Origin of the sequence: Hominimerdicola alba, assembly GCF_900109655.1 — a bacterium.
In the GTDB taxonomy this organism is placed as follows: Bacteria; Bacillota; Clostridia; order Oscillospirales; family Ruminococcaceae; genus Hominimerdicola; species Hominimerdicola alba_B.
Map to the genome: position 1 here is coordinate 1 of NZ_FOAT01000002.1, position 25,789 is coordinate 25,789.

General features: G+C 44.5%; 30 protein-coding genes. 17 read left to right on the top strand and 13 right to left on the bottom strand.

Annotated features, from left to right (window positions below; genetic code table 11):
- Nucleotides 1-273 (top strand): DUF4368 domain-containing protein (locus BMY75_RS01980; RefSeq protein WP_139199676.1); only part of this gene is annotated, 273 nt, incomplete at its 5' end.
- Nucleotides 274-783: 510 nt separating this feature from the next.
- On the opposite strand, the gene jag is transcribed toward BMY75_RS01980, so the two are convergent.
- The 5 genes from jag to rpmH all read right to left on the bottom strand — a co-directional run bounded on the left by jag (nucleotide 784) and on the right by rpmH (nucleotide 4,271).
- The gene (gene jag / locus BMY75_RS01985) at nucleotides 784-1,593 is read right to left on the bottom strand and encodes an RNA-binding cell elongation regulator Jag/EloR (protein WP_074828992.1); all 810 of its coding nucleotides are present in this window, start codon (nucleotides 1,591-1,593) and stop codon (nucleotides 784-786) included.
- Between the two features lie 55 nt (nucleotides 1,594-1,648).
- Nucleotides 1,649-3,046 (bottom strand): YidC/Oxa1 family membrane protein insertase, encoded by a 1,398-nt coding sequence (gene yidC, locus BMY75_RS01990; protein ID WP_074828996.1) that lies wholly within the window; start codon nucleotides 3,044-3,046, stop codon nucleotides 1,649-1,651.
- Nucleotides 3,047-3,201: 155 nt separating this feature from the next.
- Complete coding sequence (yidD, locus tag BMY75_RS01995; RefSeq protein WP_431602511.1) at nucleotides 3,202-3,510, bottom strand: membrane protein insertion efficiency factor YidD; 309 nt, start codon at nucleotides 3,508-3,510, stop codon at nucleotides 3,202-3,204.
- The gene (gene rnpA / locus BMY75_RS02000) at nucleotides 3,479-3,859 is read right to left on the bottom strand and encodes a ribonuclease P protein component (RefSeq protein WP_074829003.1); all 381 of its coding nucleotides are present in this window, start codon (nucleotides 3,857-3,859) and stop codon (nucleotides 3,479-3,481) included. The genes yidD and rnpA overlap by 32 nt, the downstream gene beginning before the upstream one ends.
- Nucleotides 3,860-4,136: 277 nt before the next feature.
- Complete coding sequence (gene rpmH, locus BMY75_RS02005) at nucleotides 4,137-4,271, bottom strand: 50S ribosomal protein L34 (RefSeq protein ID WP_024858169.1); 135 nt, start codon at nucleotides 4,269-4,271, stop codon at nucleotides 4,137-4,139.
- 1,032 nt (nucleotides 4,272-5,303) lie between these two features.
- Here rpmH and dnaA point away from each other — a divergent pair.
- The 16 genes from dnaA to BMY75_RS02085 all read left to right on the top strand — a co-directional run bounded on the left by dnaA (nucleotide 5,304) and on the right by BMY75_RS02085 (nucleotide 20,190).
- Entirely contained in the window at nucleotides 5,304-6,683 is a 1,380-nt protein-coding gene (gene dnaA / locus BMY75_RS02010) for a chromosomal replication initiator protein DnaA (protein ID WP_081350424.1), read from the top strand.
- 548 nt (nucleotides 6,684-7,231) lie between these two features.
- Entirely contained in the window at nucleotides 7,232-8,338 is a 1,107-nt protein-coding gene (gene dnaN, locus BMY75_RS02015) for a DNA polymerase III subunit beta (protein WP_074829007.1), read from the top strand.
- Between the two features lie 33 nt (nucleotides 8,339-8,371).
- Nucleotides 8,372-8,596: an RNA-binding S4 domain-containing protein gene (locus BMY75_RS02020; RefSeq protein WP_074829012.1), complete on the top strand. Its 225-nt coding sequence runs from the start codon at nucleotides 8,372-8,374 to the stop codon at nucleotides 8,594-8,596.
- The gene (gene recF / locus BMY75_RS02025; protein ID WP_074829017.1) at nucleotides 8,596-9,726 is read left to right on the top strand and encodes a DNA replication/repair protein RecF; all 1,131 of its coding nucleotides are present in this window, start codon (nucleotides 8,596-8,598) and stop codon (nucleotides 9,724-9,726) included. The genes BMY75_RS02020 and recF overlap by 1 nt, the downstream gene beginning before the upstream one ends.
- A 29-nt stretch (nucleotides 9,727-9,755) precedes the next feature.
- Entirely contained in the window at nucleotides 9,756-10,097 is a 342-nt protein-coding gene (locus tag BMY75_RS02030; protein ID WP_074829021.1) for a hypothetical protein, read from the top strand.
- 31 nt (nucleotides 10,098-10,128) lie between these two features.
- Nucleotides 10,129-10,473, top strand: coding sequence for a hypothetical protein (locus BMY75_RS02035; RefSeq protein ID WP_074829024.1), 345 nt, complete (start codon nucleotides 10,129-10,131; stop codon nucleotides 10,471-10,473).
- A 49-nt stretch (nucleotides 10,474-10,522) separates the two neighbouring features.
- On the top strand, nucleotides 10,523-10,846 hold the full coding sequence (locus BMY75_RS02040) for a hypothetical protein (protein WP_074829027.1): 324 nt from the start codon (nucleotides 10,523-10,525) through the stop codon (nucleotides 10,844-10,846).
- Nucleotides 10,847-10,906: 60 nt separating this feature from the next.
- Nucleotides 10,907-11,206 (top strand): hypothetical protein, encoded by a 300-nt coding sequence (locus BMY75_RS02045; protein WP_074829030.1) that lies wholly within the window; start codon nucleotides 10,907-10,909, stop codon nucleotides 11,204-11,206.
- Nucleotides 11,207-11,250: 44 nt separating this feature from the next.
- The gene (gene remB / locus BMY75_RS02050) at nucleotides 11,251-11,514 is read left to right on the top strand and encodes an extracellular matrix regulator RemB (protein ID WP_074829034.1); all 264 of its coding nucleotides are present in this window, start codon (nucleotides 11,251-11,253) and stop codon (nucleotides 11,512-11,514) included.
- Nucleotides 11,515-11,605: 91 nt separating this feature from the next.
- Nucleotides 11,606-13,561, top strand: coding sequence for a DNA topoisomerase (ATP-hydrolyzing) subunit B (gyrB, locus tag BMY75_RS02055; RefSeq protein WP_074830155.1), 1,956 nt, complete (start codon nucleotides 11,606-11,608; stop codon nucleotides 13,559-13,561).
- Between the two features lie 24 nt (nucleotides 13,562-13,585).
- Nucleotides 13,586-14,281: a YcxB family protein gene (locus BMY75_RS02060; RefSeq protein WP_074829039.1), complete on the top strand. Its 696-nt coding sequence runs from the start codon at nucleotides 13,586-13,588 to the stop codon at nucleotides 14,279-14,281.
- On the top strand, nucleotides 14,282-14,857 hold the full coding sequence (locus tag BMY75_RS02065) for a hypothetical protein (protein ID WP_074829042.1): 576 nt from the start codon (nucleotides 14,282-14,284) through the stop codon (nucleotides 14,855-14,857). It begins immediately after the preceding gene.
- Nucleotides 14,858-14,946: 89 nt separating this feature from the next.
- On the top strand, nucleotides 14,947-17,457 hold the full coding sequence (gene gyrA, locus BMY75_RS02070) for a DNA gyrase subunit A (protein ID WP_074829046.1): 2,511 nt from the start codon (nucleotides 14,947-14,949) through the stop codon (nucleotides 17,455-17,457).
- Nucleotides 17,458-17,568: 111 nt separating this feature from the next.
- On the top strand, nucleotides 17,569-18,378 hold the full coding sequence (locus BMY75_RS02075; protein WP_074829049.1) for a leucine-rich repeat domain-containing protein: 810 nt from the start codon (nucleotides 17,569-17,571) through the stop codon (nucleotides 18,376-18,378).
- A gap of 156 nt (nucleotides 18,379-18,534) precedes the next feature.
- Nucleotides 18,535-19,344: a zinc ribbon domain-containing protein gene (locus tag BMY75_RS02080; RefSeq protein WP_074829052.1), complete on the top strand. Its 810-nt coding sequence runs from the start codon at nucleotides 18,535-18,537 to the stop codon at nucleotides 19,342-19,344.
- 75 nt (nucleotides 19,345-19,419) lie between these two features.
- Entirely contained in the window at nucleotides 19,420-20,190 is a 771-nt protein-coding gene (locus tag BMY75_RS02085; protein WP_074829056.1) for an AraC family transcriptional regulator, read from the top strand.
- Nucleotides 20,191-20,429: 239 nt separating this feature from the next.
- Here the strand turns inward: BMY75_RS02085 and BMY75_RS02090 are convergent, their stop codons facing one another.
- The 8 genes from BMY75_RS02090 to BMY75_RS02120 form a co-directional block, all read right to left on the bottom strand.
- A complete protein-coding gene (locus BMY75_RS02090) occupies nucleotides 20,430-20,708 on the bottom strand; it encodes a hypothetical protein (protein WP_081350426.1) in 279 nt (92 codons plus the stop codon).
- A gap of 115 nt (nucleotides 20,709-20,823) precedes the next feature.
- Nucleotides 20,824-22,113: a CAP domain-containing protein gene (locus tag BMY75_RS02095; RefSeq protein ID WP_074829059.1), complete on the bottom strand. Its 1,290-nt coding sequence runs from the start codon at nucleotides 22,111-22,113 to the stop codon at nucleotides 20,824-20,826.
- 241 nt (nucleotides 22,114-22,354) lie between these two features.
- Complete coding sequence (locus tag BMY75_RS02100) at nucleotides 22,355-23,272, bottom strand: ParB/RepB/Spo0J family partition protein (RefSeq protein ID WP_074829062.1); 918 nt, start codon at nucleotides 23,270-23,272, stop codon at nucleotides 22,355-22,357.
- A 13-nt stretch (nucleotides 23,273-23,285) separates the two neighbouring features.
- The gene (locus BMY75_RS02105; protein WP_242940146.1) at nucleotides 23,286-23,771 is read right to left on the bottom strand and encodes a pyridoxamine 5'-phosphate oxidase family protein; all 486 of its coding nucleotides are present in this window, start codon (nucleotides 23,769-23,771) and stop codon (nucleotides 23,286-23,288) included.
- The gene (locus tag BMY75_RS02110) at nucleotides 23,764-24,087 is read right to left on the bottom strand and encodes a hypothetical protein (protein ID WP_074829069.1); all 324 of its coding nucleotides are present in this window, start codon (nucleotides 24,085-24,087) and stop codon (nucleotides 23,764-23,766) included. Before BMY75_RS02110 ends, BMY75_RS02105 begins: the two co-directional genes overlap by 8 nt.
- 287 nt (nucleotides 24,088-24,374) lie before the next feature.
- The gene (locus BMY75_RS18770; RefSeq protein WP_431602512.1) at nucleotides 24,375-24,494 is read right to left on the bottom strand and encodes a ParA family protein; all 120 of its coding nucleotides are present in this window, start codon (nucleotides 24,492-24,494) and stop codon (nucleotides 24,375-24,377) included.
- Between the two features lie 104 nt (nucleotides 24,495-24,598).
- On the bottom strand, nucleotides 24,599-24,778 hold the full coding sequence (locus tag BMY75_RS02115) for a ParA family protein (protein WP_074829072.1): 180 nt from the start codon (nucleotides 24,776-24,778) through the stop codon (nucleotides 24,599-24,601).
- 43 nt (nucleotides 24,779-24,821) lie between these two features.
- A complete protein-coding gene (locus tag BMY75_RS02120; RefSeq protein ID WP_074830161.1) occupies nucleotides 24,822-25,601 on the bottom strand; it encodes a ParA family protein in 780 nt (259 codons plus the stop codon).
- Between the last annotated feature and the right edge of the window lie 188 nt (nucleotides 25,602-25,789).

Consider the following 25,789-nt stretch of genomic DNA (forward strand, 5'->3'; position numbering starts at 1 on the left):
AAAGTCGCAGAGCTTACCAAGTTCATCGAGGACAAAGAGCAGAAATGCTCGGATATTCACGATTTTATAGAGCTAGTCAAGAAGATAAAGCACATCGACGAGCTGACACCAAAGAACCTGCGTGAAATGATCGAACGGATAATAGTCCATGAACCCGATAAATCCAGCGGTCACAGACAGCAGGAGATCGAGATCATTTTCAGGTTCAATGTTGTTAAATCAAGGATAGTCCTTGACGGCAGAGATTTCGACAGGCGCCAAAAAGCCGCATAAGGCGGTATTAGTGCTTTATCGCTAGTGAACATTGGCTCAAGCTTTTCGCGAAAGGCTTGCGGGGAGCCACAGTCAGCAAAACTGACTGTTAAGGGCAGAGCCCTCGCTTCAAGGCGCAAAGCCAAAATGCAAAGAATACTATAAGAGCAAAGCAAACTTCCCGTCCTGACAAAAAGGCGCGGCACGCGGTCGACGCAGTCACCGCTACAAAATTCCGAGCGTGAACAATACTAATGTTCACGCTCAAACTATGTCCGTATATATATTGCCGCGCCCGAAATCAACGGCGATAAGCACAGCCGACGCAGTCGCTGTTAGTTGATTTCTCGACCCGTCAGGGGCGACAACCCCCCGCACATACTATCCTGGTGACTGACAAAAATGTTCCACGTGGAACATTTGTTCAAAACATAATCCCACTGCAACCAAACGCAAGCCATAACTTACCAAAACAATAACACCAAAAAAAGAGCGGAAACCAAAATTTCCGCTCTTTTTATAATGCTGTTATCAGATATCGATCTTTGAATACAGACCCGAACCGAGCATTGAATCCTCAGGCTTGGGCTTCTTGTACTCTTTCTCAAAACTTGTGGTGAAATCAAAGCCTGTGCTCTGAGGACGTCTGCCGCCCTTTCTTCCACCGCCGTTTCTTCTGTTGCCACCCTTGCCGCCGCGCTTGAAATCTCTTCCGCCGCGTCTGGGATTGGTGGAGCTGATGATGACCTTTCTGTAAGGATCCTCACCCTTGGACTGCGAGGTAACACCCTCTATCTCAGATACAGCCGCATGGATGATGCGTCTCTCGTAAGGGTTCATAGGCTCCAGCGCAGAAGATCTGCCGCTCCTCTTGACATTGTTTGCGATCTTTGCAGCCAGCTCTTCAAGCTGCTTCTTTCTTCTCTCACGGAAACCTTTGGAATCAGTAGTTATTCTGAAATATTCCCTGTCGACCTTGTTGCATACCAGCGAAGCCAGATACTGCAGCGAATCCAGCAGCTCGCCCTTTGCACCTATCATCTCGTCAAATCCGTCGCCGTTTATCTCCAGTGAGATACCGTTCTCGATCTCAGTTACATCAATGGTGATATTCTCGACGCCCATGCCTGTCAGTACTTTTCTGATGTACTTAACAGTAATATCTGTCTTTGTCTCGGTGTACTCCGCTTCAACTCTCGCATCGCCCTTCACTTTACCAAAAAGGGACTTCTTAGGCTCTTCAATAACAGTAAAGTTGATCTTGTCCTCGCTCACACCGAATTCCTGTGCAGCCAGGGCCTTTGCCTCCTCAACTGTGGGGGCAGAAAATTCCTGCTTCATAAGTCAAGCTCTCCTCTCGTTATAAAATATATCTCATCAGGATATCCTGTGAAATTCAGTTTCCGTATTTTTTCGCCATCTTTTCACGCGCTTTGCGAAGCTTCTCCCTCTGCTCGTCGGTGAGTTTCTTTTCGTCCTCATCCATCTCCTCGGCAGCTCTCTGTCTTGCTTCGTTGATCTTCTTGCGCTGTTCCTGCTTTATCTCGTTCTTGCTCTTCTTCTTAGGCTCAACGTAATCGTCGCCGCCTGCCTGCTTTCTGATCTCCGCAGGATCCTTGCCGGCTGCTACCAGCTGAGCCTCAGCCATCTTCTGCATAAGGTTCTGCTTGCCGCTGGTCTTCTTCTTAGCCATATCCTTCTCAACAAGCTCTGCCACGTGTTCGGGAGTATATATCTTCTTGAGAATAATGATCTGGATAATTGAAAACAGTGAAGAGAAACACCAGTAAATACCAAGTCCGATAGGATACTTGAATGTGATCCACAGTGAGAAGAAAGGCATGAAGTACAGCATCGCCATAGATGAACCTGTCATCTTAGCAGCCGCAGGATTGTTCTTCTTTGTATAGTACTGATTAATGAATGTAGTCAGCAGGTTCAGCAAAAAGCTGATCAGAGGAACAAGACAGCTTACCTTGTTGTCCTTCCAGCTGGGAGTAGTACCCAGATAGATGCCCATGAACTCATAGTTGAAATCTTTAGAAAAATCCTCAACATCATTCGATACAACACTCAGTACATCCGAATATTTGCCGTCATTGTCCTGTGCAAATACGAATGTCATAAGCTCTGGTCTGCCCTCGATAAGGTTCTGTGAGAAAAACTTATCGTTCAGCACGAACTGATCGATATCATTGTGGAGCTTTATTGCATCGATAACATTATCGATGCCGCTTTCTTTCTTGAAGCTCTTTGCAGACTTGGGATATTCTTCATCATCCTTGAAAAGCTTCTCCAGCTCATCATAAGGATCCTTGCCCTCAGCCTCGTATCCTGCGATAAGCTCTTCAAGAGTAGTATCGTGATCCTTGACCTCGGCACTTACTATGTGTATCTGCTTTATCATCTGGTTAGATGCCTTGACATCGTCTTTTTCCAGATTGGAAACATATGTCAGCGGACCATAGATAACAGGTATCATCGCGAACAGTATCAGCATCATTACCAGCATCGGCAGACAGCTTGCCATGGGGTTTACACCTGTCTCGGAGTATAGCGCCATCTGTTCTTCCTGAAGCTTCTGCTTGTTCTTGCCGTACTTCTTTTCCAGCTCGTCCATCTTCGGCTTCAGCATAGCGATGCTCGCCGTACTCTTTTCCTGCTTAACACTCAAAGGGAATACTATCACCTTTGTTATCAGCGTGAATACCAGCAGGGCTATACCGTAGTTATTGAAAATATGGTAACAGCCCTTCATTATCCATCCCAGAGGGACAGCAATAAGGTCAAACAATTTAACTCCTCTTTTCCTGATTCATTTTACCGCGGACAACATCAGCCCGCAATTTCCTTACTATCTGCTGCAAAATAACTTGCACATCTATCTGCAATACAAAAGCATCGCAATTATCCTGCCGATGAATATACAACTTACTTCAAAACAGTTCCTTACTTGTCCATGCCTTTTTTTATCCTGAAATAATCTATCCTTACCTTGTCGGGGACTTCATCTATCCCTCCCAGCGACCACGGATTGCACCGCAGCAGCCTCCATACCGTAAGCACTGTACCCATGAAAAACCCGTGTTTCTCATAAGCCGTCAGCGCATAGGAAGAACAAGTCGGATAATATTTACACTGCGCAGGCAGCAGCGGACTGATAAATTTCCTGTATGCCTTGATAGGCAGTCTTGCCAGCCATGCAAAGGGCGACATGATATTTCCCTTACCTTTTTTTCTTATTTCCGGATTTTTCAAAAACCCCGTTCTGCGCGGCTTTTTCCATCTCACAGAAAAGCTTTTTCCTGATAAAACTTTCTATCTCCGCAGAGGTCCTCTCAGCAGCGTCGTTCCTGCCGACAAATACTATGTCGTAGCCTATGGGAAAATCGGTCTCGCAGAGCCTGTAAGCAGCTCTTACTATCCTCTTCACCCTATTCCTGCAGACCGCGTTGCCAAGTTTTTTGCCCGCGGTTATGCCCAGCCTGTTGAACGGCGTACCATTGGGATAGAAATACGCACACACATATCCGCATACAGCATACCGCCCGCTGCGGTAACACCTCTGGAATGACTTGTTATCCTTTATCACCTGTGTGAACAGCATATCTTCCCTCTCCGAATGTATATTATATCAAACGGCTGATCTTACTGCCGTTTACTATAAATGTTAATTTATTAACAAAATTAATTTACTCATAAAAAGATAAAGACCTTATACCAAACAAACGCATACGATCAAAACGCCGCGCAGAAAATGCACGAATAAGACCCGCAGAAATACCTGCGGATCACGGTCAGCAAGAAATACTGCGACCTTTCTGTGCATAACCTGCAAAGCGTCTGTATGACACTGTTTGCTGGTATACGGTCATTGCTCTTTATCAGTGAGTCAGTCTTGCTCTGCCTCTTGCTCTTCTGCGAGCCAGCACCTTTCTGCCGTTAGCAGTAGCCATTCTCTTTCTGAAGCCGTGGACCTTTTTCCTCTGGAGCTTCTTAGGCTGATATGTTCTCTTCATGTCTCTTTCACTCTCCTTTTTGCACGTCCCGAGCTTTTTACAACTGTACCCTTTACAGGACACACCCGCAAAAATTGTCGGAAAAAATTATCCATAGCCTGTCTTGTAGACATAGCCCTTGTAATTTAACATTATACCTTACTTACATATAGTTTGTCAAGTCAGTTCATAATTTATTTAATTATTATTTATATATTTATTATTTTTTCTCCCGACCTGTGTGATCTCATCGCTGAAAAGTTCTTCTTGGGCTTTGATTCTGTGTAAGATAGGGATTTGCCTTGTTTCGTACTTCGTTATTTGGTATGCAGTCGTATGCGGTCGCATTGGGTCGGATATTTTGGTTATATTTGGGATATGGTCGATATGTCTGTTGCATCATCGGAATACGGATAGTTTGTGCGGAGACATTGTCGCCCCTAACGGGTCGAGAAATCAACGAGCTAACGCCGTTGATTTCGGGCGCGGCAATATTCTCCGCAGATAGTTCGTGCGTGTGGCAAAGTTTTGCTCACGCTCTTGGTTTTAATAATGCCGCGCCTATTTTAGACGGTAGTTTGTTCTGCTATTTATTGTTTTGTTGCCGCGTCGCTTTTGTGCCTTGACCGAGAGGCTCTGCCTCTAACAGTCAGCTTTGCTGACTGTGGCTCCCGCAAGCCTTTCGCGAAAGGCTTGAGCCAAAGCTCTCTTCTTTGGCAGTTTCCGCAAGATCGCTCTCCACTAACCCCATTAAGTAAAATTTTTATTAAATTTATATTTTCATTTGCATAATTCCCCGCAGATACACGAAAAATCCCCTAATGTGCGAATTATATCCCAATACTATTATATATATAGGGGGTCTTGAAATTTAATTTGGAATGTGATATAATAAATTATATATTTGTGCCCTTTTTTAATTTTGGTAAAATCTGTAAATATTTATTCTGTAAGATCTCCTGCGCTTACTCTGATGTGGGGGGTCTGATAAATGTGCCTCATCAAACTTAAATATCGGGTGCATACGGGTAAGATTTAAGGAGGTCGTAAGAGTTGATCAACTCATTCAATGATGTATTTGAAGAGGTATTAAAATATTGCTATCGTCTGACAGGAAGCGACGTGCCCAATGATAAACGTATCAGCGAATCGGGATATCGTATGTGGATTCAGGTGCTCAAGCCCTATAAGATGGAAAACAATGTGGCGTACCTGCTTGCGAAAAGCGATTTTGTAAAGCAGCAGACCATGACCGCATACGGTGACGTTCTCAACAAAGCTTTTGAAGAAGTAATGGGATTCCCTATCAAGGTCGATATAATGGTTTCGGGCGAAGACGAACCCGAGGAAAAGAAGGAGATCAGGATAGAAGATACCGAGCTTTCCGACGAAGTAGACGTATATACCTTCGATAATTTCATAAGAGGCAGCTCTAACAGCCTTGCTTATGCATTCTGTAACGCCGTTGCCGAAAAGTACGATGTTAAAAACGCTGAGGAGATCGACCCCGATAAGGTGTTCAACCCTCTTATAATCTACGGCGATTCGGGACTTGGCAAAACTCATCTGATGAAAGCTATTGAGTACAAGGTAAGCAAAAGCCATCCCGAGCTGAAGATAATCTACACCACGGGCGAAGCATTCATCAATGAACTGGTAAAAGCCCTGGAATTCAAAGATACTGTAAATTTCCATGAAAAATACCGTAATGCCGACCTCCTGCTGATAGACGATATCCAGATAATCGCAGGCAAGGAGAGAATGCAGGACGAATTTTTCCATACATTCAACGAACTCTACAATGCCCGCAAGCAGATAGTTCTGACCTCTGATATCCTCCCCTCCAAGATGACAAAGCTTCAGGACAGGATATCCACCAGACTAAGTCTGGGTGTGCAGGCTGACGTACAGGCACCTGATTTTGAGACCAGAATGGCTATCATCAACCGCAAGGCTGAACTTCTGGGTCTCAAACTCTCGGATAATGTAGTAAGACTTATCGCTGAAAAGCTGAAAACAAATATCCGTCAGCTTGAAGGCACAGTGAAGAAGATCAAAGCTCTTACGATGTATACCAACGAATCTCCCTCCATATCCATGGCGCAGAGGGTCATCAAGGAGATAATCATATCCAATCAGCCCTCGGAGATCACCGTAGACAGGATAATATCCGAAGTTGCAAACGCATTCGATGTTACTGCCGATGATATCAAGTCCAATCACAGACATTCAAAGATATCCATCGCCAGAAAGATAACTATATATATATTGAAAGAGGTCAAGGGCATGACATATACCCAGATAGGCGATGCCCTCAACAAGAACCACTCAACCATGACCATACACTACCGCGACGTATCAAATCTTCTGAAATCCAATAAGGAAATGAAGGATACCGTTGACGATATAATCAAAAATCTCAAAGAGAAGTAATCAACAATGTCAGTTGCTTATTTTGGATAAACAAATTAAAATTTGTATTAGTTCTCAACATTTTCAACAGGTTTTTCAACAATCAGTGTGTTGAAACATTCTTTGATATCTCGGGAAAACCTGACAGCATCCGACAGATTTTCAAAATTTTCATCATGCGCTAAAATTTGTTTTAAAAGCCAAAAAGTTGAAAGTTTTTATACCTGCATTTTTTCAACCGAGTTTTAGCTTTTAAACCAACAATTTCTAAACAATTCAACAGCCAAAAATTTAGCCAACATCTTCCCAACACAGACCCAACAAAAACTCCCCCCACCGAAACCCGAACAACAAAGGGATTTCACCCACTTTCCAACATTTTCAACACACACTACTACTAATACTAAAAATATATCTTAACTTTTGTTTTTCTTATCACGCAAAAAGCACAACTCTGACAGACACGACTTTGAAAATTCAACAAGGCGGAAAACCGTCCGAAAATATACAGCAGGTAACATACATTTTCACCTGCTGAAATATCAGCACCTAATGAAAGGATTGATAATATGAAATTCATCTGTTCCAAGCAGACGCTTTATGATGCAATAGTAAACGTCTCAAAAGCAGTATCCGAAAGGTCAACTCTCCCGTCACTTGAGGGTATAAAGTTCTCACTTGCGGATTCTCTGCTTGAACTTACAGGCTATAACCTTGAAATGGGTATAAGAACAGTCATCTCCGTAAGAAGCGAAGACAAAGGCTCATGCATAATCAATGCCAGACTTTTCTCCGAGATGATAAAGAAAATGTCAGCTGATGAAGTTCTGATAGATATATCCGAAAGCTATCAGGTAACTATATCGGGCGGTGTTACCAAGTTCAATATGTTCGCAGCCTCTGCCGAGGACTATCCCGAGCTTCCCGAAAAGGACAGCGAGACCCAGATACCCATATCTCAGCCGGTGCTGAAGAATATGATAGCACAGACAAAGTTTGCAGTAGCTCTCACCGAAGATAAGCCTATACTCAAAGGCGAACTCTTTGATATCGAAAACAATACCCTGACCATGGTAGCTATCGACGGCTACAGAATGGCTGTAAGATACGAACCCGTAAAGTTCAGCGAACCAATGAAATTCGTTGTTCCCTCAAAATCTCTCTCCGAGATACAGGGACTTCTCAGCGATAACGAAGACGATACCGTGTACATACACCCGTCGAGAAAGCATATAATCTTCGATATCGGCGGATATGTGGTATATTCCAGACTTCTCGAAGGCGATTTCCACCCATACAAGTCTGCTATACCAAATTCTTCCAACACCGATGTTGTGGTTGACAGAAAAGAGCTGATCTCTACCCTTGAAAGAGCTATGCTGCTCATCAATGACAGATCACCCTCTCCTGTAAGATGCTACTTCGAGAACGATCATGTTAAGATAAACTGTACAACAGCTCTGGGTAAGATATCTGATGAGATAAATGCCGAGATATCGGGTCCCGTTATCGAGATAGGCTTCAAGTGCAAGTACCTCCTCGATCCCCTGAAAGTTATCGATGACGAAAAAGTCAAGCTCAAAATGGGCGGAAGCCTGCTGGCTATGAAGATAGTTCCCTGCGAGGGCGAAAGGTATACATATCTCGTACTGCCGGTACGTCTGCCCAGAGAATAATGCGTTAAATAATGCTGAGGAAGATCAATAATTATGACTTATAAACAGAAAGAAATAAATATAACCTCCGAATTCATCAAGCTGGATTCCTTGCTGAAATTCGCAGGCATAGTGGAAACAGGCGGAATCGGCAAGGAGATAATCCTTGAAGAGCGCATAAAGGTCAACGGAGAAGTCTGCACCATGCGCGGCAAAAAGATACGCCCCGGCGATAAGGTACAGATCGACGAGATAAAGACCGAACTCGTGATAAAATAATGTTCATTACGGATCTATCGGTGAACGGCTTCAAGAATCTCAAGAATATCGAGATCAAGCCCCATGAGAAAATAAATATCTTCTGCGGGAAGAATGCCCAGGGCAAGACCAATCTCATCGAAGCCATATGGCTGTGCAGCGGCGCGAGAAGCTTCCGCAGCACCAAGGACAGACGTATGATCGGCGATGATGAACAGGTAATGGAAATAAACCTTTCATTCAAAAACAGCTTCCGCGAACAGGATATAAGATACGCTATGGCAAAGCCGAATATCAAGGAAAAAAGCGTTTCCCTCAACGGCGTTAAGCTGAAAGCACCGTCAAAACTCTTCGGCGGACTCAACTGCGTCATCTTCACCCCCGAGGATCTGGAACTTTCCAAGGGTTCACCCGATAACAGAAGACAGTTCGCCGACCTCTCGGTGTCGCAGATAAAGAATTCCTACAGCGCAGTTACCGAGAAGTACGAAAAACTCATCGATCAGAGAAATACCCTGCTGAAGAATATCTCTTACGGCAGAAGCAGAAGAGAAGAGCTTGAAATGTGGGATATCCAGCTTGCCCAGATGGGCGCTTATATCTCCCTGCTGAGGTTCAATTATACCAGAAAGCTATGCAGCATAGCAAAAAAGCTCTATTCCGAGATATCAGGCGGCAGCGAAGAGCTGGATATAGACTACTACTCAACGGTCTATGATACAAAACTCCTCGGCGCAGCCTCGGTATATACAGGCGAACTCACCGAGCAGTACCTGAATGTGCTGAAAAAGAATATCGACGATGATATCCGCGCAGGCTTCACGCAAAAAGGTGTCCACCGCGACGACCTGATATGCAGGATAAACGGTTCCCCGGTGAGAGAGGACGCTTCACAGGGACAGCACCGTTCTGTCGCACTTATCATGAAGCTTTCGCAAGCGTATATCCTCCATGAGGAGATAGACGATCATCCCGTTATCCTCCTTGACGACGTCCTCAGCGAACTCGACCCCTCAAGGCAGAAGTTCGTTATATCAAAAATACACGATATGCAGGTATTCATAACCTGCTGTGATATGAATATCCCCTTTGATGAAAAACAGCACGGTAAGATATTCAACATAGAGAAGGGTCAGATAAAGAAAAAATGACCCCGCAATGAAAGAAAGAGATGAATGATATGGAAGATATCAGGATAACAGAATGTGAGAACAGACATCTCTATCCGTCAAATCTTTACAAGACATGTCCTTACTGCAAAAAAGGAGCAGAAGAGATCGCAAAAAGAGAAGCTGTCAAAAAAGCAGAAGAACCAGAATTTCACATAAATACCCCATCTGAAAACTCCAGGCTGAGGTTTGGTAAGTATACAGAAGTTTTCAAAGCTATCCTGTCTGTTTTATTTGCACCGATAGTTATCATGTTTAAGATAATAGATATGTTTCCGGGAAAAAATAAAGCGCGGTATGATTCACATTACTGGGATAATTACGGATCTTATTGGGAGAGGCACGTGAAATAAATGTGTGATCTTTTGAAAAGAGATGAAAGATATGGATGAGATAAAAGAAGTAAATGTGGTAAAGTGCCCCAAAGGACACTTATATCCCGCAAATATGCACAGGGTCTGCCCCTTCTGTATTGAAGAAGCGAATAACATCAAAAGGCAGGAAGCCCGCAGAAAAGCGAATCAACGCGAACTTCATATAAATACAAAAGAGGAAAATGCCGAACTCTGGTTCGATAAGTATTTCGGTACACTGATATCGGTGATCGTAACAACGCTAAAGATAATAACAGCGCCTATAAGGCTGCTTATAGAGTCCGGTTATGAAAATCAGCACGGAGAGTGGCGCAGGGGAACATCCTATAGCGAGCTCATGAGAAGGCGCAGATAAAGATGATCATAGAACATAATACTGAAAATAAAGAAAAGAGAGAGACGATATGGACGAGATCAAAGAAGTAAACGTAGTACAGTGCCCTAAAGGTCACTTATATCCCGCAGATCTGCATGAAAAATGCCCTTACTGCACAAATTTCGAGGAAAAGTCAGCAAGGTTCATCAAAGAGAGAAATTCTCTCAAAGAAAGCTATCAGCGTGAACTTCATATAAATACCAGATGGGAAAATATCAAACTTTGGTTTGAGAAGCATTTCGGATTTCTGGGTTACTTGTTAGCCATCATAATCGACAAAATAGAAAGCCGTAATCATTATCATGGCAGAAATCCTTATAGAGATCCTCATCTTTTTGATCTTTACAGGTAGTCATATATAACAGAAATAACATAATGATTTGTTTTTGACCAAAGAAAAGAGAGAGACGATATGGACGATATCAGAGAAGTAAACATAGTACAGTGCAGTAAAGGACATATGTATTCCTCAAACGAATACAAAAGCTGCCCTTACTGCAAGAAATATGAGCAAAGACAGGAAGCCGAAGCACAGAGATTTCGGGTAAAAAGACAGCGTGAGCTCCACGTGAACACCCGATGGGAAAATTTCAAGCTGTGGTATAATAAGCATTTCGGTACGGCGACATACGTCGTTGTAAAAACATTCAAAATAATAACAGCGCCTTTTAGATTTATTGCAGAAAACAGAAATAAAAATTATTGGCGCTGAAAGATCATAATGTATATCGGCAAACGCTGTCACGGGGTGAGAATATGTATCTTCACATAGGCAATGACTATATCGTAAACAGCAAGGATATAGTGGGCATATTCGATCTCGATAACAGCTCAACATCAGCCGATACAAGGGATTATCTGGCAAATGCCGAAAAGAATAAACGCGTCATCTACTGCACCTACGAACTCCCAAAAAGCTTCGTGGTCTGCTTCGATGACGATGAACTTGAGGAAAAAGTCTATATCAGCCAGCTGAACTGTGCGACTCTCCTCAAAAGATACAGAGCATCGCTCAAATGATGCGAAAAACAAACGATATTGATATCTAAAAGCCCGGCGGGCAGGAGGTAGTATAATATTGGATAACGAGAATATCAAGGAAGTTGAGGTAGTGGATACAGAATCCATCTCACAGATCGACAAAAGCAACAACTATGACGAAAACCAGATAGAAGTGCTGGAAGGCCTTGAACCTGTTCGTGTAAGACCGGGTATGTATATCGGTTCAACAGGACCCAAGGGTCTGCATCACCTCGTTTACGAGATAGTCGATAACGCCATAGACGAAGCACTTGCGGGATATTGTACCGAGATAATCGTAGATATCCTGCCGGGCGAAGTTATCAGGGTAGTCGATAACGGACGTGGTATACCTACAGGTATCCACCCCAAGGAGGGCATTTCCGCAGCCACCGTAGTTTATACCGTACTGCACGCAGGCGGTAAGTTCGGCGGAGGCGGAGGATATAAAGTGGCAGGCGGTCTCCACGGCGTTGGTGCATCGGTTGTTAACGCGCTGTCCGAATATCTGGAACTCACAGTATATGACGGAAAGAACGTGCATTTCCAGCGCTTCGACAGAGGTCATTACAGCGAGCCTCTGAAAATAATCGGCGAGACCGATAAAACAGGTACCGAGGTCAAGTTCAAGCCCGACCCCGAGATATTCCAGGAAACTACCACATTCGATTATGAGATACTGCTGAAAAGACTGCGTGAGCAGGCTTTCCTCAACGCAGGCATCAAGATAGTTTTCTCCGACCTGAGAGATGCCGAGCACCCAATCAGCGAAGTTCTTCACTATGAGGGCGGTATCCGTCAGTTCGTTGAACATATCCATAAGACCAGAGGTGTTGAACCTCTCAGCGAAGACGTTATCTACATAAACGGCATGGAAGACGATATGTTCGCCGAGATTGCCCTGCAGTATAACGATACCTATAACGAGATAATACTCTCATTCGCAAATAATATCCATACCCCCGACGGCGGTTCCCACGAGATGGCTTTCAAGTCCGCACTTACCAAGATACTCAATGATTACGGCAAGGCGCATAATCTCATCAAGGATAACGATGACGCTCTTATGGGCGAAGACTGCCGCGAAGGTCTGACAGCTATCGTATCAGTCAAGCTGACAAACTGCGAATTTGAGGGTCAGACAAAGGGCAGACTGGGTAATCCCGAGGTAAGACCCTTCGTGGATAAGATGCTCAAAGAAAAGCTCCGCAACTATCTGGAAGAAAATCCCGCAGTTGCAAAGGCTATCTTCGATAAATCAATACAGGCACAGAAAGCAAGAGAAGCCGCAAAGCGTGCAAGAGAACTGACCAGAAGAAAATCAGTCCTCGAATCTGCTTCACTGCCCGGCAAGCTGGCTGACTGCTCCGAAAGAGATATGTCCATGACCGAGATATATATCGTCGAGGGAGATTCTGCGGGCGGTTCAGCAAAAGAGGGTCGTGACAGACGCTATCAGGCTATACTCCCCCTCTGGGGTAAAATGCTCAACGTCGAAAAAGCCCGTATCGATAAGGTCTACGGCAATGAAAAGCTCATGCCCGTAGTTACCGCACTGGGTACATCCATCGGCGAAGACTTCGACCTCAGCAAGCTGAGATACGGCAAAGTCATCATCATGGCCGATGCCGATGTGGACGGTTCCCATATCCGTACACTTCTGCTGACTTTCTTCTTCCGTTTCATGAGACCTCTCATCGAGGAGGAACACGTATTCATCGCACAGCCTCCCCTTTTCAAGGTTGAAAGAAACAAGAAAGTAAGATATGCTTTCACCGATGAAGAAAGAGATAAGTATATAGACGAGCTATCCGATGGCGGCAAACTCAAAGTCGCTGTTCAGAGATATAAGGGTCTTGGTGAGATGGACCCCGAACAGCTCTGGGAGACCACTATGGATCCCGAGCGCAGAACGATGATAAAGGTAACTCTCGAAGATGCAGTTAAGGCTGACGAGATATTCACCATACTTATGGGCGATAAAGTTGCTCCCCGTAAGGAATTCATCGAGAAGAACGCGGAGTATGTCAAGAACCTTGACGTATAATATTATCGGACAGGAGCGTACCTAATGGAAATAGATATATCCAAAAACGGCGGTAATACCGAGGAGACAGAAGAAAAGTTATATGAGAGGGATAATCCCGACAATAAAGCCGTGGAAGCAGAAAAGCCCGAGGAAGAAAAGGAATTCGTCCCCACAGGCGCACCCCTCACAGGATTTGACTATAACGTTAAAAACGAAGAAGAGGAAGAAGCTTTCACCATCTTTCAGCAGAAGTATGTGTATAAGCGCAATTTCGTGATATCCGCCCTTTTTGCCATAGTTGCTGTGATGTTTGCAGTATCCATAGCAAAGAACCCTCAGGGCTATATCAACTGGGTGCTGTGCTTTGTGTGCCTTGTGATGATATTCACCACATGGTTCAACACATTCCGCATCAAAAAATACCTGATGAAAGCCCTCAGTTCTCTGGAGGACGATCAATACCGCTTCACCCTCTATGACGACTGCTTCAAGATAGAAACAGTATTTACCGAAGAGGAAATGCAGGCAGAGGACTTCACTCCCGTAAAGCCCCGTATCGTCAGGTTTGAGGATATCTCACTGAACATAATCGAAAACGAGAGACTTTTCATCATAATACTCAGGAAAGAGACTATCTACGTGCTTTCCAAGCGCGTGATAGACGAAGCCGACCAGAAACTTCTCCGCACTAAGCTGAAAGAAGTGCTGGGTGAGGATTATGAGATAAAGGAGAAATAAATGAGATATAAGACCAAAAGAAACGGTGTGATCTACCTGTTAGGCGGTCTGATGATCTTTGTATTGGCTATCTGGTTTTTGGTGCAGGATTCGGCTTATATTTTCCGCGGCGAGATCAAGGATCTCAATGAGATAATAGCAAATGGCGAAGATATCCCCGAAAGCGGCTACGTTACGTATAAAATTTCAATGCCCCTTGAAGCCTACGGCTCTGAGAGATTTACCTCAGAGATAAAAAAGACCTACAGCTATGCCGTGCTTGATGAAAGCGGAATGATCCTTACCGTAAAAGTCAAAGATGAGGATCTGAAAAAACAGCTTGATTCCTTTAGCAGAGACGGAAAAGATACCATAACCGTCACAGGCGATATCGGCAGTAACAATACCGATATGGAACATTTCCTAAAGGAAAGATACAGCGACTACGCAAAGGAAAATGGTCTTAAACTTACAAATTACAGGATAGATACTACACAAACAAGAGGTTCACGTCTGGTAGGTATCATCTTTGCACTGATCATAGGTGTGTCAGGCGTGATAATAGGCTTTTCAACAATAAAAAAAGCCGGACGCTAAAAAGTCATCTATTTCGTAAATAAAATGAAAGTCCCCCGCAACCGGCAGCGAGCTTGCGAGCGACCGAAACTAAAAGAGGAGTTGGTAAAGTGGACGAGTATAATCTTATAGATCAGGACGTGGAAAGCATAATGAAGGAATCCTTCCTTCAGTATTCCATGGCAGTTATAGTATCAAGAGCCCTTCCTGATGTAAGAGACGGCTTGAAGCCTGTTCACAGAAGAATATTATATACAATGCACGAGAACGGACTTACCCCCGATCAGGCATACCGTAAGTGTGCCGATACCGTAGGTTCAGTGCTTGGTAGATATCACCCACACGGTGATGCTTCCGTTTACGATGCGCTGGTAAGACTTGCACAGTCTTTCTCGCTGAGATATCCTCTGGTAGACGGTCACGGAAACTTCGGTTCAGTGGACGGCGACCCGCCTGCTGCTTACCGTTATACCGAGGCTAAAATGGCTAAGATGTCAGTAAATATGCTGACAGATATCAAAAAGGATACAGTTGATTTCCAGCCCAACTACGATGACAGACTTCAGGAACCTGTTGTGCTGCCCTCGAGATTCCCTAATATACTCTGTAACGGCGCAGTAGGTATCGCAGTTGGTATGGCAACTAATATACCCCCTCATAACCTCCACGAAGTTATCGAGGGCATGAAAATAGTTATCCAGAACCCCGACTGTACCCTCGATGAACTCATGCAGGCTATCAAGGGACCCGACTTCCCTACCGGCGGTATCATCATGGGCAGAAGCGGTATACGTGCTGCTTACGGCACAGGCAGAGGCAAGATAACCCTCCGCTCCAAGACCTCCATCGAGGAGATCAAGGGACGTAACTGCATCATAGTTACCGAGATACCTTATATGGTCAATAAGGCGAGACTTGTCCAGTCCATCGCCGACCTCGTAAAGGATAAGCGCGTTGACGGTATACATGACCTGCGTGATGAAACAGGCAGAGACGGTATGCGTATCGTCATCGAACTGAAAAAGGACGCAAATCCTCAGGTAGTGCTGAATAAACTCTTCAGCTATACCCAGCTTCAGGACAGCGTTGGCGTTATCCTGCTGGCACTGGTAAACGGCGTGCCCAAGGTGCTGACCTTAAAGCAGATACTCCAGGAGTATATCAGCTTCCAGGTAAGCGTTATCCGCAGAAGAACAGAGTTCGACCTGAAAAAAGCCAAGGAACGCGAGCATATATTGCAGGGTCTCGTTATCGCTCTCGATAATATCGATGAAGTCATCGAGATAATGAAGAACTCCAAGAGTATCCCCGAAGCTAAGCAGAAGCTGTGTACACGTTTCGGTCTTACCGATATTCAGGCAGATCATATCGCACAGATGACCCTGGGTCGTCTCACAGGTATGGAGCGCCAGAAGATCATCGACGAACTGGCTGAAATAACCGCAACAGTTGCAGATCTGGAAGATATCCTGGCAAACGAGCAGAGAGTATACGATATCATCATCGAAGAAGTCGAAGCTATCCAGGATAAATTCGGCGATGAAAGACGTACCCAGATCGAGAATGTCAGCGGCGAAGTTGATATCGAAGACCTTATCCCCGTTGAGGAAAGCGTTGTAACTTATACCAATGTTGGTTATATCAAGCGTATGCCCATCAGCGTGTATAAGGCACAGAACCGCGGCGGCAAGGGCGTTACAGGTATGAAACAGCGCGAAGACGACTGCATCACCGAGATGAGCGTCTGCTCCTCTCATGATAATATACTCTTCATCACCACAAAGGGTCTTGCCTATAAGATGAAGTGCTACGAACTCCCCGAGGGCTCAAAGGCTTCCCGCGGCGTGAATATCAAGAATCTCCTTGAACTTTCCGATGATAACCTCATCACCGCCATGATAAAGGTTGAAGACTTCGATGCTGATAAGTATATCGTCATGGTGACAAAGAGAGGCAAGATCAAGAGAACTCCCCTCTCCGCTTATAAGAACGTCCGCAAGAACGGTCTTATCGCTATCGGTCTTGACGAGGGCGACGAGATAGCAGGCGTAAGACTCACCGACGGTAATAACGAACTCCTGATAGCAACTCATAACGGTATGGCTATACGTATCAGCGAGACCGATGCAAGAGTTATGTCAAGAACAGCCCACGGCGTAAGAGCTATCAAGCTCCGCGGCAGTGACTACGTTGTTTCCATGGCTCGTATCCGTGAAGGCGCATCTGTCCTCACCGTCAGCGAAACAGGTCTCGGCAGACGTGTTGCACTTGAAAACTATCCTATCCGTCACAGAGGCGGCTCAGGCGTGCTGAACTATAAGAACGGCGAAGTATGCGGAATCAAGGTAGTCGATGAGGAAGACGATATCATCATGATCTCTTCCGATGGTATAGTTATCAGACTCCGTGCCTGCGATATCAGCATAATGGGCAGATATTCCCGCGGCGTAAGACTGATGAAGGTTGCAGGCGAAAATAAGGTGGTAACATTCACCAGAACCGAACACGACGACGAAGCCGAGATAGCAGAGGTCGAAAAGGCAAGCGAGGAAGATATCCTCAAAGCTCAGGAAGAAGAAAAAGCAGAAGTCCTCGAAGAAGATACAGTAGCTGAGGATTAATACCCAGTACAGAATATTCGTGAGGATAATTGAGGGAAACTCTTTTAAAAGGGTTTCCCTCAAAAATCATTTTCTAAAAAATTATATTTCTTTTTAGTAGGGAGATAAGTAATGACTAAAACTAAAAAACGCATATTATTTATGCTTTCATTTCTGATAATACTTTGTGTATCATTTATTTTTATCAGATCAAATTTTGTTATTTTTGATAATCGAATTGTTTATGTAAAAAAGAAAGGGCTTGGTATCGGCTATTTGGATGAAGAAAAAGCAAAGACTTTGTCAAGATTTAAAGATCTTGAAAAATTAGAAATAGTAATATGTGATGTTTCAAGTATAGATTTTTTGAAAGAAATGCCGAGACTAGATGATCTCATTTTGGATGTAAGAAATATAAGGGATCTCTCACCTATCGGTAGTTGTACTGAATTACAGCGTCTTGAACTGAAAGGTGAGGATTATGAGAATCTGGATTTTCTTAATGATCTGAATTCTTTGGAATGGCTCGAAATTGTAGGAAGCGGCGTAAAAGATATTGAACCTCTGCGTCAAAAAAACACCATTGAATTACTTAGAATATATATAAATACTTTAGAAGATATAAGCGCCATCAGTGAAATGGAAAATATCAAAAGTCTGACTATTTTTTCAAAAGAGCTGAGTGATTGTACGCCATTATCAAGTTGTACCGGATTGAAAACACTTTCTTTAAGTGGTTGTGAAAAAATTGATAGCTTGGACTTTTTAGATGGTATGGACGGACTTGAAGAAATAGATCTTAAAGGAACATCTGTTACAAACTTTGAGCCTTTGCTTGACCTCAAAAGTCTGGATGAAGTGACTGTATCAAATGGTCAGCTAAATTATGAAATGACAAAAGCGCTTGAGAAAAAAGGAGTCAGCATAGAATACGAAGAGTAAGCTTAACAGATTTCCCCCGTAAAACTATTATAGAAAATGTAAAATAATGCTTGACAAAGAGATAAAAATGAGGTATTATATTATTGTATATAAATGTCTGAATTGTTACAAACATATGTTTATATATAAATAGGTAGTAATGAAAGGAGAACAATTATGCCAAATTGTCCCGAATGTAATTTTCCCTATGAGGAAGGTCAGGCTTTCTGTAACACCTGCGGCTGTAAGCTGCCTGTTACTATAAAGCAGAAGGTATGCCCCGTATGCGGAAATACTCTGCTTGAAAATACAAAGGTCTGCAATATCTGCGGTACTCCCGTAAGCGCACCTCAGGATACAACAGCTGCCGAGGAACTTGCAAAACAGCAGGAAGCTCTTAAAAATCCTACTATGGACGCAGTTGAGATACCTGTTATAACTGATGATATGCTCCAGAATGAGGAGCCCAATAAGGCTGATATGCCTACTATGGACAGCATTTTCATGCCGGGTCAGGAACCTGCACCCAAGCCTAAGCCTGTCCAGACCGCTAAGCCGGCACCTGCGCCTGCTCCCGCACCGATCCCTCAGCCTGCACAGCAGTATCAGCAGCCCGTGCAGCCCCAGAATCAGTACCAGCAGACTAACCAGTATCAGCAGCCGGTACAGCCTCAGAATCAATTCCAGCAGACTAACTATCAGCAGCCTGCTCAGCCCCAGAACCAGTTCCAGCCAAATAATCAGTATCAGCAGAACCAGTTCCCCCAGAATAATGCACCTATAAATAATGCGCCCATAAATAACGTTCCCCAGAACGGAGTAAAGCAGGGTAAGAAGAGCTTCGTTCCCCTGATACTTCTCATCCTGATAATCGCGGTTATACTCGTGGACGTTTTCGTACTGTTCAAAAAGCAGATATTCAAAGATAAGGATAGCAGTTCCAAGAATAACGCTGCTGTTATCACTGTTACTGATGATATATTCTGATGATCCGGAACGAAAAAAGATTTTTTATCGGAGCATGAAAATGCTCCGATTTTCATTGTATCAAGGAGGCAGCAAATGTTTTATATCAACCGTATGGGCTGCAGCTGTAAGCATGACGGAAATTTTGTATTGGATCAGCCCCGCGGCTATGAGGGTCACCTCATGCTTTTCGTCAAGACCAAGGCAGTATTCGTGATAAACGGCGAGACCATAAATGTCGAGCCTAATACCTTTATCATATACGATAAAAATTCACCCCAGTACTATAAAGCCTGCGATGACGAGTATATCAACGACTGGATACAGTTTGAATGCAGCGAGGATATATCATCGGGTGTGGATATAAAGTTCGATACACCTATTTATATCGGCGAAGCTATCGACGTTGCAAGCTATTTTACACTTATCGCCGATTGCTATTACAGAAGAAATAATCTCCAGACCGCAGGCTTCCTTATAAAAGCACTGCTGTCCGAGATCTTTTCCGAAAACGGCAAGCAGGAGGATTCTGGTATAGTACATTACCGTGAACTCCTTGATCTCCGCCGCAGGATATACGCCCAGCCCTCGGAAGAATGGAGCGTTGAAAAAATGGCACAGCAGATAAGCGTCAGCGAACCTTATCTCCACCTGCTGTATAAAAAGGCTTTCGGCGTTACCTGTAATGCCGACGTTATCAACAGCCGTATCGAATCGGCTAAGCATTACCTTGCTTATACCGACAGAACTGTTGAAGATATCGCGTTCACCTGCGGATATAAGAACGCCGTGCATTTTTCCAGACAGTTCAAGCAATCCACTACTCTCTCTCCCAGCGAGTGGCGTAAAAACAATTCCGTGGTGTGACTTCTCAACACTAACACCACCCCAATGTTGAAAAATCGGACTATAAAAACGGAGGACTAAGATAAGTCCCCCGTTTTGTTTTTTTATAAAGAATATCCCGACCCCGCCGACCAAATTTTCACCCCGCCATTTTTCAACATCACCCCCACCAGAACGTTGAAAAAAACGCATATAAAAAACGCCCCGAAGCACTTCAAAAACTTCGGGGCATTGTCTGCTAAGAGATATCAGAATATGTCCTATTCATCTTCCGAAATGCTTATATAATACTGAACCCATTCCTTATATTCTTCTAGCGTATCAGCATCTATCCAACCACTGGCTTTATCAATTTCATATAGCTTTTCGTATCCATAATGATCAATCAAAAAAGCCCAGCCCTGTTTCGTGATATATGCTTCCAGAATCTGACAATAATCAAAAAGTGTTTCTACAATTTTGGTATCCATCAGTTGTTCTTTGGAATATTCACGAACATTTTGATTGGGTTCAAAAGGATAAAAATAGTAGGCTAACATACTTGTCGCTCCTCTATATTCCAGTTTATATTAGTAACAATTATATCACTCCCCAGCCAAACTGTCAACATAAAAGCCATAGCACTATCAAAAGTACTATGGCTCAAATTCAAAATTATTCTTCCGCGCCCTCAACAGGTACATAACAATCGTTGAACATCAGAAGCTCCCAGTATGTCACTCCGTCAGCCTCACTATTCGACAAAGAAAGATACTTCATGTCAGGGTCAAGTATAACAGCCCTGTGCTCCTCCGAGCTTATCCAGCTGTCAAATACTTCCCTTGCATTAGTGCCGCCCTTGGCAATGTTCTCGCCGCTGCGCCACCAGATAAGTCCCTCATCGGTCAGCACCGTGTTGTAAGACTTCTCATCTTCGCCGGGTCTTGTGTGACCGTAATTCTGCGCCAGCTCCTCAGCCCTTATAGCCGAAGCCTTGTCCAGCTCGTCAAGTCCGTATACCATGGGCATATCATACAGCTTTCTTATCTCGTTGACATAACCGAGCATCTCTTCGGTCAGCGCACTGATATCACCGTTAGCCGTAGCCGCAACACCGTAATCTATCGGAGGTCTCTTAACCTCAACATTCACCTTGTCGATATCTACCTTGATATCAGGATTAACATAATTATCAGTGTAACCGTAAGGCACAAGCTCCTGTCCGTTGATGTAAAGCACATTGCTCCACGATGTCGTCAGCAGATCGTCACCCAGCCTGTACACATTGTAAAAGAAACCGTCGTCCACACCCTCAGTGTAAAATCCATCATCGTTTGCCACGATCTTGATCTTAGCACCCGTGCTCTCTTTCATCACACACTCATCTGTGATCTTGCCGTCTTTGTCCTTCAGCCTGTACTTACCCTTATCTGTACACTCTATAACGTATTCATCGTTCAGCCTGTATGATGAGAACGAAGTCGCCTTGTATTCAACAGGACTGCTGTCAATATACAGCTTGCCGTCTTTCAGCTCGATCATGTGATTCTCATAAACAAATCCGCCCGCAGGCTGATCGTCTCTCGTCAGCACCAGTTTACCGTCTTCGATAGAGAATACTACCTCAGCACCGCTGTCGTCCTTAACGGATATTCCCTTTACACTGCTGCCGTTTTCCATAAAGGAGTAGTTACCCTCAGTGTCTGCAAATACTACATTTCCGCCGAAGTCTATCGCCTCACAGTTCAACTCGGGTATTTCAGCCGAAAGTATTACTTTCCTGCGGCCGTCCTCGCCAATGACAGTTTCACCATTCTCCGAGCTGCTTACAGATGTCTTGCCGTCGTTCTTCGACTTGATATCCTTGCCGCCCTTTTTCTCTACGACAATTATACCAACACCCAGCGCTGCTACCACCGCCAGACAGATTATGTTTTTTACGTTTGCTGCTTTCTTTAAATTCATAACTTATCCTTCTATCCTTAATTTACAAAAATTTCTTATCTGCCGACAACAATTAATTATACTCCTTCGCCGACCTTTTGTCAAGCCCTTTCGCCCCATTTTCTACCCCGCCGTGAATAATGTTCTGCCCTACGTACTGCGAACTCTATTGAGGAAGACCCTTTTGAAAAAGGGGTCTGGGGAACAACCTTTCTTCAGAAAGGTTTTCCCCAGTAAAATCCGCAGTCCGTATGATAGACCATTATTCCTCGGTGAGAAAGTCGGCGAGTTTTGACAGAATCTGTTCGGCGTCGGCTTCTTTTGGTATTTTCAGCTCGACTTTAACACCGCCGTCGCGGTCTTCCTTTGCCTTGACTTCATACTGTGACAGCACGTTCACCGACATCACGAACTCGTACAGGAAAGGTCTGTCCTTTTTGACAGAGTTCTTGCGCATACTTCTTCTTTCTGCGGCATCTTCCCTTTTATCGCGGAGCTCTTCATTCTTGATCTCGTCTTCCAGCTCTCTTACGGACAGATCCTTTTCGACGATCAGTTCAGCAAGTTCCCTCTGCGTCAGATGATCCCAGCCCGAAAGCACCTTCGCATGACCAAAGGATATCTCACCCTTGTCAACCATATCACGCACCGACCCCGTAAGGTCAAGCAGCCTCAGCGAATTTGCCACCGCCGAACGGGACTTGCCCACCGCCTGGGCTACCTCCTGCTGAGTCATTTTGTAGGTGTCCATCAGATTTTTGTAAGCCTTGGCTTCCTCGATAGGCGAAAGATCCGCCCTCTGGATGTTCTCGATAAGCGCCACCTGCATGGTCTGCTTGTCGTCCAGCTCCTTTATGTATACAGGCACTTCCGTCAGACCCGCCATCCTTGAAGCACGCCACCTGCGCTCACCCGCAACTATCTGATAGCCGCCGTTCTCGAGAGGTCTTGCAAGTATGGGCTGAATAACGCCGTTCTCTTTTATACTGTCCGCCAGCTCCGCCAGCTTCTCGTCATCGAATATCCCACGGGGCTGATCCTTGTTAGGTTCAAGCAGAGTGATCTTCACCATGGTCACGCTGTCGCCGCTTCCCTGCTCGGGAGCAGCACTTACTTCGGGCTGAGTGTTCTCCGCAAAAAGCATATCCAGTCCCGAACCCATTCTGTTTTTCTTTGCCATTGATTTTTCCTTTCTATTTCGCCTTGCAAGTCAGGCTTCTGACTTCCAGCCTGAACACGGCAGTCTCACTAAGCATCTGCCCGCTGAATTCCCAGTCGGCTCTGCCCGACACCTGCGCCATTATCCTGCCAAGAGCGTGTATCTTTTCATTATTATCTTCTATCAGATCAAGCCTGCCCGACCCGATCACACTTTTAAAATGTGCCGAGTATCCGCAGGCTGTTTCGGAGGGCATCAGCTGATAACCTCCGTCTATCTCAAATCCAACATCGGGACTTTTCTTCGCAAGCTCATACTTTCGACCCGCCTTAGCGCCGTGAAAATAGAACACGAAATTTCCATCACTGATATCAAACCCATAGTTCACAGGCACGATGTAAACTTCACCGCCGTCTGCAAACCCGACCCTGATTATCTGCTGTGTCCCGATAAAATCAGCTATCTCGTCTTTATCGACAACTTCCCTGTCACTTCTTCTCATCGTTAACGCCTTATTCATCACTGAGGTGAAATCTGATCATATCTTCTGTTACCTTCTGAAACTGTGCTTCGTTTATGGTCAGCAGTTTCAGCGAGTCCTGCTGAAGTGCAAAATACCATACCTTTTCTTTCTTGATTATCTTGAACAGTGCTTCTAACCCGTGATCTTTGATGTCCATAAAGTAACCGAACTTCGCCTCTATCCCTGCCAGTTCCTCATGCTCGATCTCTTTTTGATCTACCAGCATCGCAACAGTATAATCCAGCAGCTTGGTCTTCATATCCATATTGTTCAGCAGATTCTCTGCGTGTTTTTCATTATTAAACAGTGCCATAACCGGTTCTCCTTTGTGTTTTGATCTATTGTTCCACGTGGAACATTTTCACCCGACACAGAAACTATTTGTCCCTGCGCTTCTTTTCACGCTTCATGATCTCTTTCGCCAGCTCCTCATAAGCCTTTTAACCCTTGGCTTTCTTGTCATAGTATATGGCAGGCTGACCAAAACCTGATGTCACGAATAGTACAAAAATCCTAAGTAACGAAGTCCAAACTTCCCCGCCGAATTCTCACGCCATCATCAAAATGTTCCACGTGGAACATTTCCGCCCGCCACAAAAACTATTTGTCCTTACGCTTCTTTTCGCGCTTCATGATCTCTTTCGCCAGCTCCTCATAAGCCTTTGAACCTTTGGCTTTCTTGTCATAGTATATGGCAGGCTGACCATAACTTGGTGTCACGAATAGTATAAAATTCCTAAGTATCGAAGTCCATAACTTCCCCGCCGAATTCTCATACCATCACCAAAATGTTCCACGTGGAACATTTTAGCCCACCACAGAAACTATTTGTCCCTGCGCTTCTTTTCACGCTTCAAGATCTCTTTCGCCAGCTCCTCATAAGCCTTAGAACCCTTGGCTTTCTTGTCGTAGTATATGGCAGGCTGACCAAAACCTGATGTCACGAATAGTACAACATTCCTAAGTAACGAAGTCCAAACTTCCCCACCGATTTCTCGCGCCATCACCAAAATGTTCCACGTGGAACATTTTCATCCGCCACAAAAACTATTTGTCCTTACGCTTCTTTTCGCGCTTCATGATCTCTTTTGCTAGTTCCTCATAAGCCTTAGAACCCTTGGCTTTCTTGTCATAGTATATGGCAGGCTGACCAAAACTTGGCGCCTCGGATAGTGCAACATTTCTTGGTATCGAAGTTGAGAAAACTTCCTTGGGAAAATGCTTCTTGACCTCGTTGACTATCTGCCCCGTAATCTTGTACCTGTCAACGCACATGGTGAACAGGATACCCTCGATGATAAGTGACTTGTTCCAGGTCTGCTTCACACGGTCGATGGTGCTGTGCAGTTCAACCAGACCTTCCAGCGAGAGAAATTCGCACTGCAAAGGTATCAGCACCGAGTCCGCTGCCACCAGTGCATTTATCGTCAGCATATCCAGCGTCGGCGGACAGTCGATGAGTATGCGGTCATAGAAATTCTTTGCTTCTTCCAGCTTTTTCCTCAGCTGATATGCCCTGTTGTCCATGGTCATCAGCTGAACAGCCGCGCCCGCAAGTTCCTGAGTAGTCGGCACAACCGACACCCCCCTGAACGCGGTTGCGCACACAGCTTCAAATAGAGAACAATCCCCCATCAGCACATCATACACGGTATTGCGTATGCTTCGCTTTTGTATACCATAGCTTGTGGTTGTGTTCCCCTGAGGGTCAAAATCTATAATGAGGACCTTTTCGCCCCTTGCGCCAAAAACAGCGGCAAGGTTGCAGACCGTCGTGGATTTTCCCACGCCGCCTTTCTGGTTTGAAACGGCAATTATCTTACCCATAGTATCTCCCTTTCCGATTATATCGTAGTTTTTATTATACAACATTTTTGCAGATTTGAAAACCCCTTTTTGAAAATTTCTGCGTTTTGCACGTAGAGTTTTTTCTTCCGCTGAAAATGTTCCACGTGGAACATTTTGCCGTGCTCTGATTTTGGTGAGGGATTGTTCCACGTGGAACATTTTTGCTG

Coding starts and splice junctions, on each gene's coding strand:
- BMY75_RS02075 (WP_074829049.1), top strand. CDS start 17,569: ATGACTAAAACTAAAAAACGCATATTATTTATGCTTTCATTTCTGATA.
- BMY75_RS02065 (WP_074829042.1), top strand. CDS start 14,282: ATGAGATATAAGACCAAAAGAAACGGTGTGATCTACCTGTTAGGCGGT.
- BMY75_RS02100 (WP_074829062.1), bottom strand. CDS start 23,272: ATGGCAAAGAAAAACAGAATGGGTTCGGGACTGGATATGCTTTTTGCG.
- BMY75_RS02110 (WP_074829069.1), bottom strand. CDS start 24,087: ATGGCACTGTTTAATAATGAAAAACACGCAGAGAATCTGCTGAACAAT.
- BMY75_RS02085 (WP_074829056.1), top strand. CDS start 19,420: ATGTTTTATATCAACCGTATGGGCTGCAGCTGTAAGCATGACGGAAAT.
- BMY75_RS02080 (WP_074829052.1), top strand. CDS start 18,535: ATGCCAAATTGTCCCGAATGTAATTTTCCCTATGAGGAAGGTCAGGCT.
- BMY75_RS02045 (WP_074829030.1), top strand. CDS start 10,907: ATGGACGATATCAGAGAAGTAAACATAGTACAGTGCAGTAAAGGACAT.
- BMY75_RS02090 (WP_081350426.1), bottom strand. CDS start 20,708: ATGTTAGCCTACTATTTTTATCCTTTTGAACCCAATCAAAATGTTCGT.
- BMY75_RS02040 (WP_074829027.1), top strand. CDS start 10,523: ATGGACGAGATCAAAGAAGTAAACGTAGTACAGTGCCCTAAAGGTCAC.
- BMY75_RS02030 (WP_074829021.1), top strand. CDS start 9,756: ATGGAAGATATCAGGATAACAGAATGTGAGAACAGACATCTCTATCCG.
- dnaN (WP_074829007.1), top strand. CDS start 7,232: ATGAAATTCATCTGTTCCAAGCAGACGCTTTATGATGCAATAGTAAAC.
- BMY75_RS02035 (WP_074829024.1), top strand. CDS start 10,129: ATGGATGAGATAAAAGAAGTAAATGTGGTAAAGTGCCCCAAAGGACAC.
- BMY75_RS02120 (WP_074830161.1), bottom strand. CDS start 25,601: ATGGGTAAGATAATTGCCGTTTCAAACCAGAAAGGCGGCGTGGGAAAA.
- recF (WP_074829017.1), top strand. CDS start 8,596: ATGTTCATTACGGATCTATCGGTGAACGGCTTCAAGAATCTCAAGAAT.
- BMY75_RS02020 (WP_074829012.1), top strand. CDS start 8,372: ATGACTTATAAACAGAAAGAAATAAATATAACCTCCGAATTCATCAAG.
- rnpA (WP_074829003.1), bottom strand. CDS start 3,859: ATGCTGTTCACACAGGTGATAAAGGATAACAAGTCATTCCAGAGGTGT.
- BMY75_RS02105 (WP_242940146.1), bottom strand. CDS start 23,771: ATGAATAAGGCGTTAACGATGAGAAGAAGTGACAGGGAAGTTGTCGAT.
- rpmH (WP_024858169.1), bottom strand. CDS start 4,271: ATGAAGAGAACATATCAGCCTAAGAAGCTCCAGAGGAAAAAGGTCCAC.
- BMY75_RS02095 (WP_074829059.1), bottom strand. CDS start 22,113: ATGAATTTAAAGAAAGCAGCAAACGTAAAAAACATAATCTGTCTGGCG.
- jag (WP_074828992.1), bottom strand. CDS start 1,593: ATGAAGCAGGAATTTTCTGCCCCCACAGTTGAGGAGGCAAAGGCCCTG.
- remB (WP_074829034.1), top strand. CDS start 11,251: ATGTATCTTCACATAGGCAATGACTATATCGTAAACAGCAAGGATATA.
- BMY75_RS02115 (WP_074829072.1), bottom strand. CDS start 24,778: ATGGCGCGAGAAATCGGTGGGGAAGTTTGGACTTCGTTACTTAGGAAT.
- BMY75_RS02060 (WP_074829039.1), top strand. CDS start 13,586: ATGGAAATAGATATATCCAAAAACGGCGGTAATACCGAGGAGACAGAA.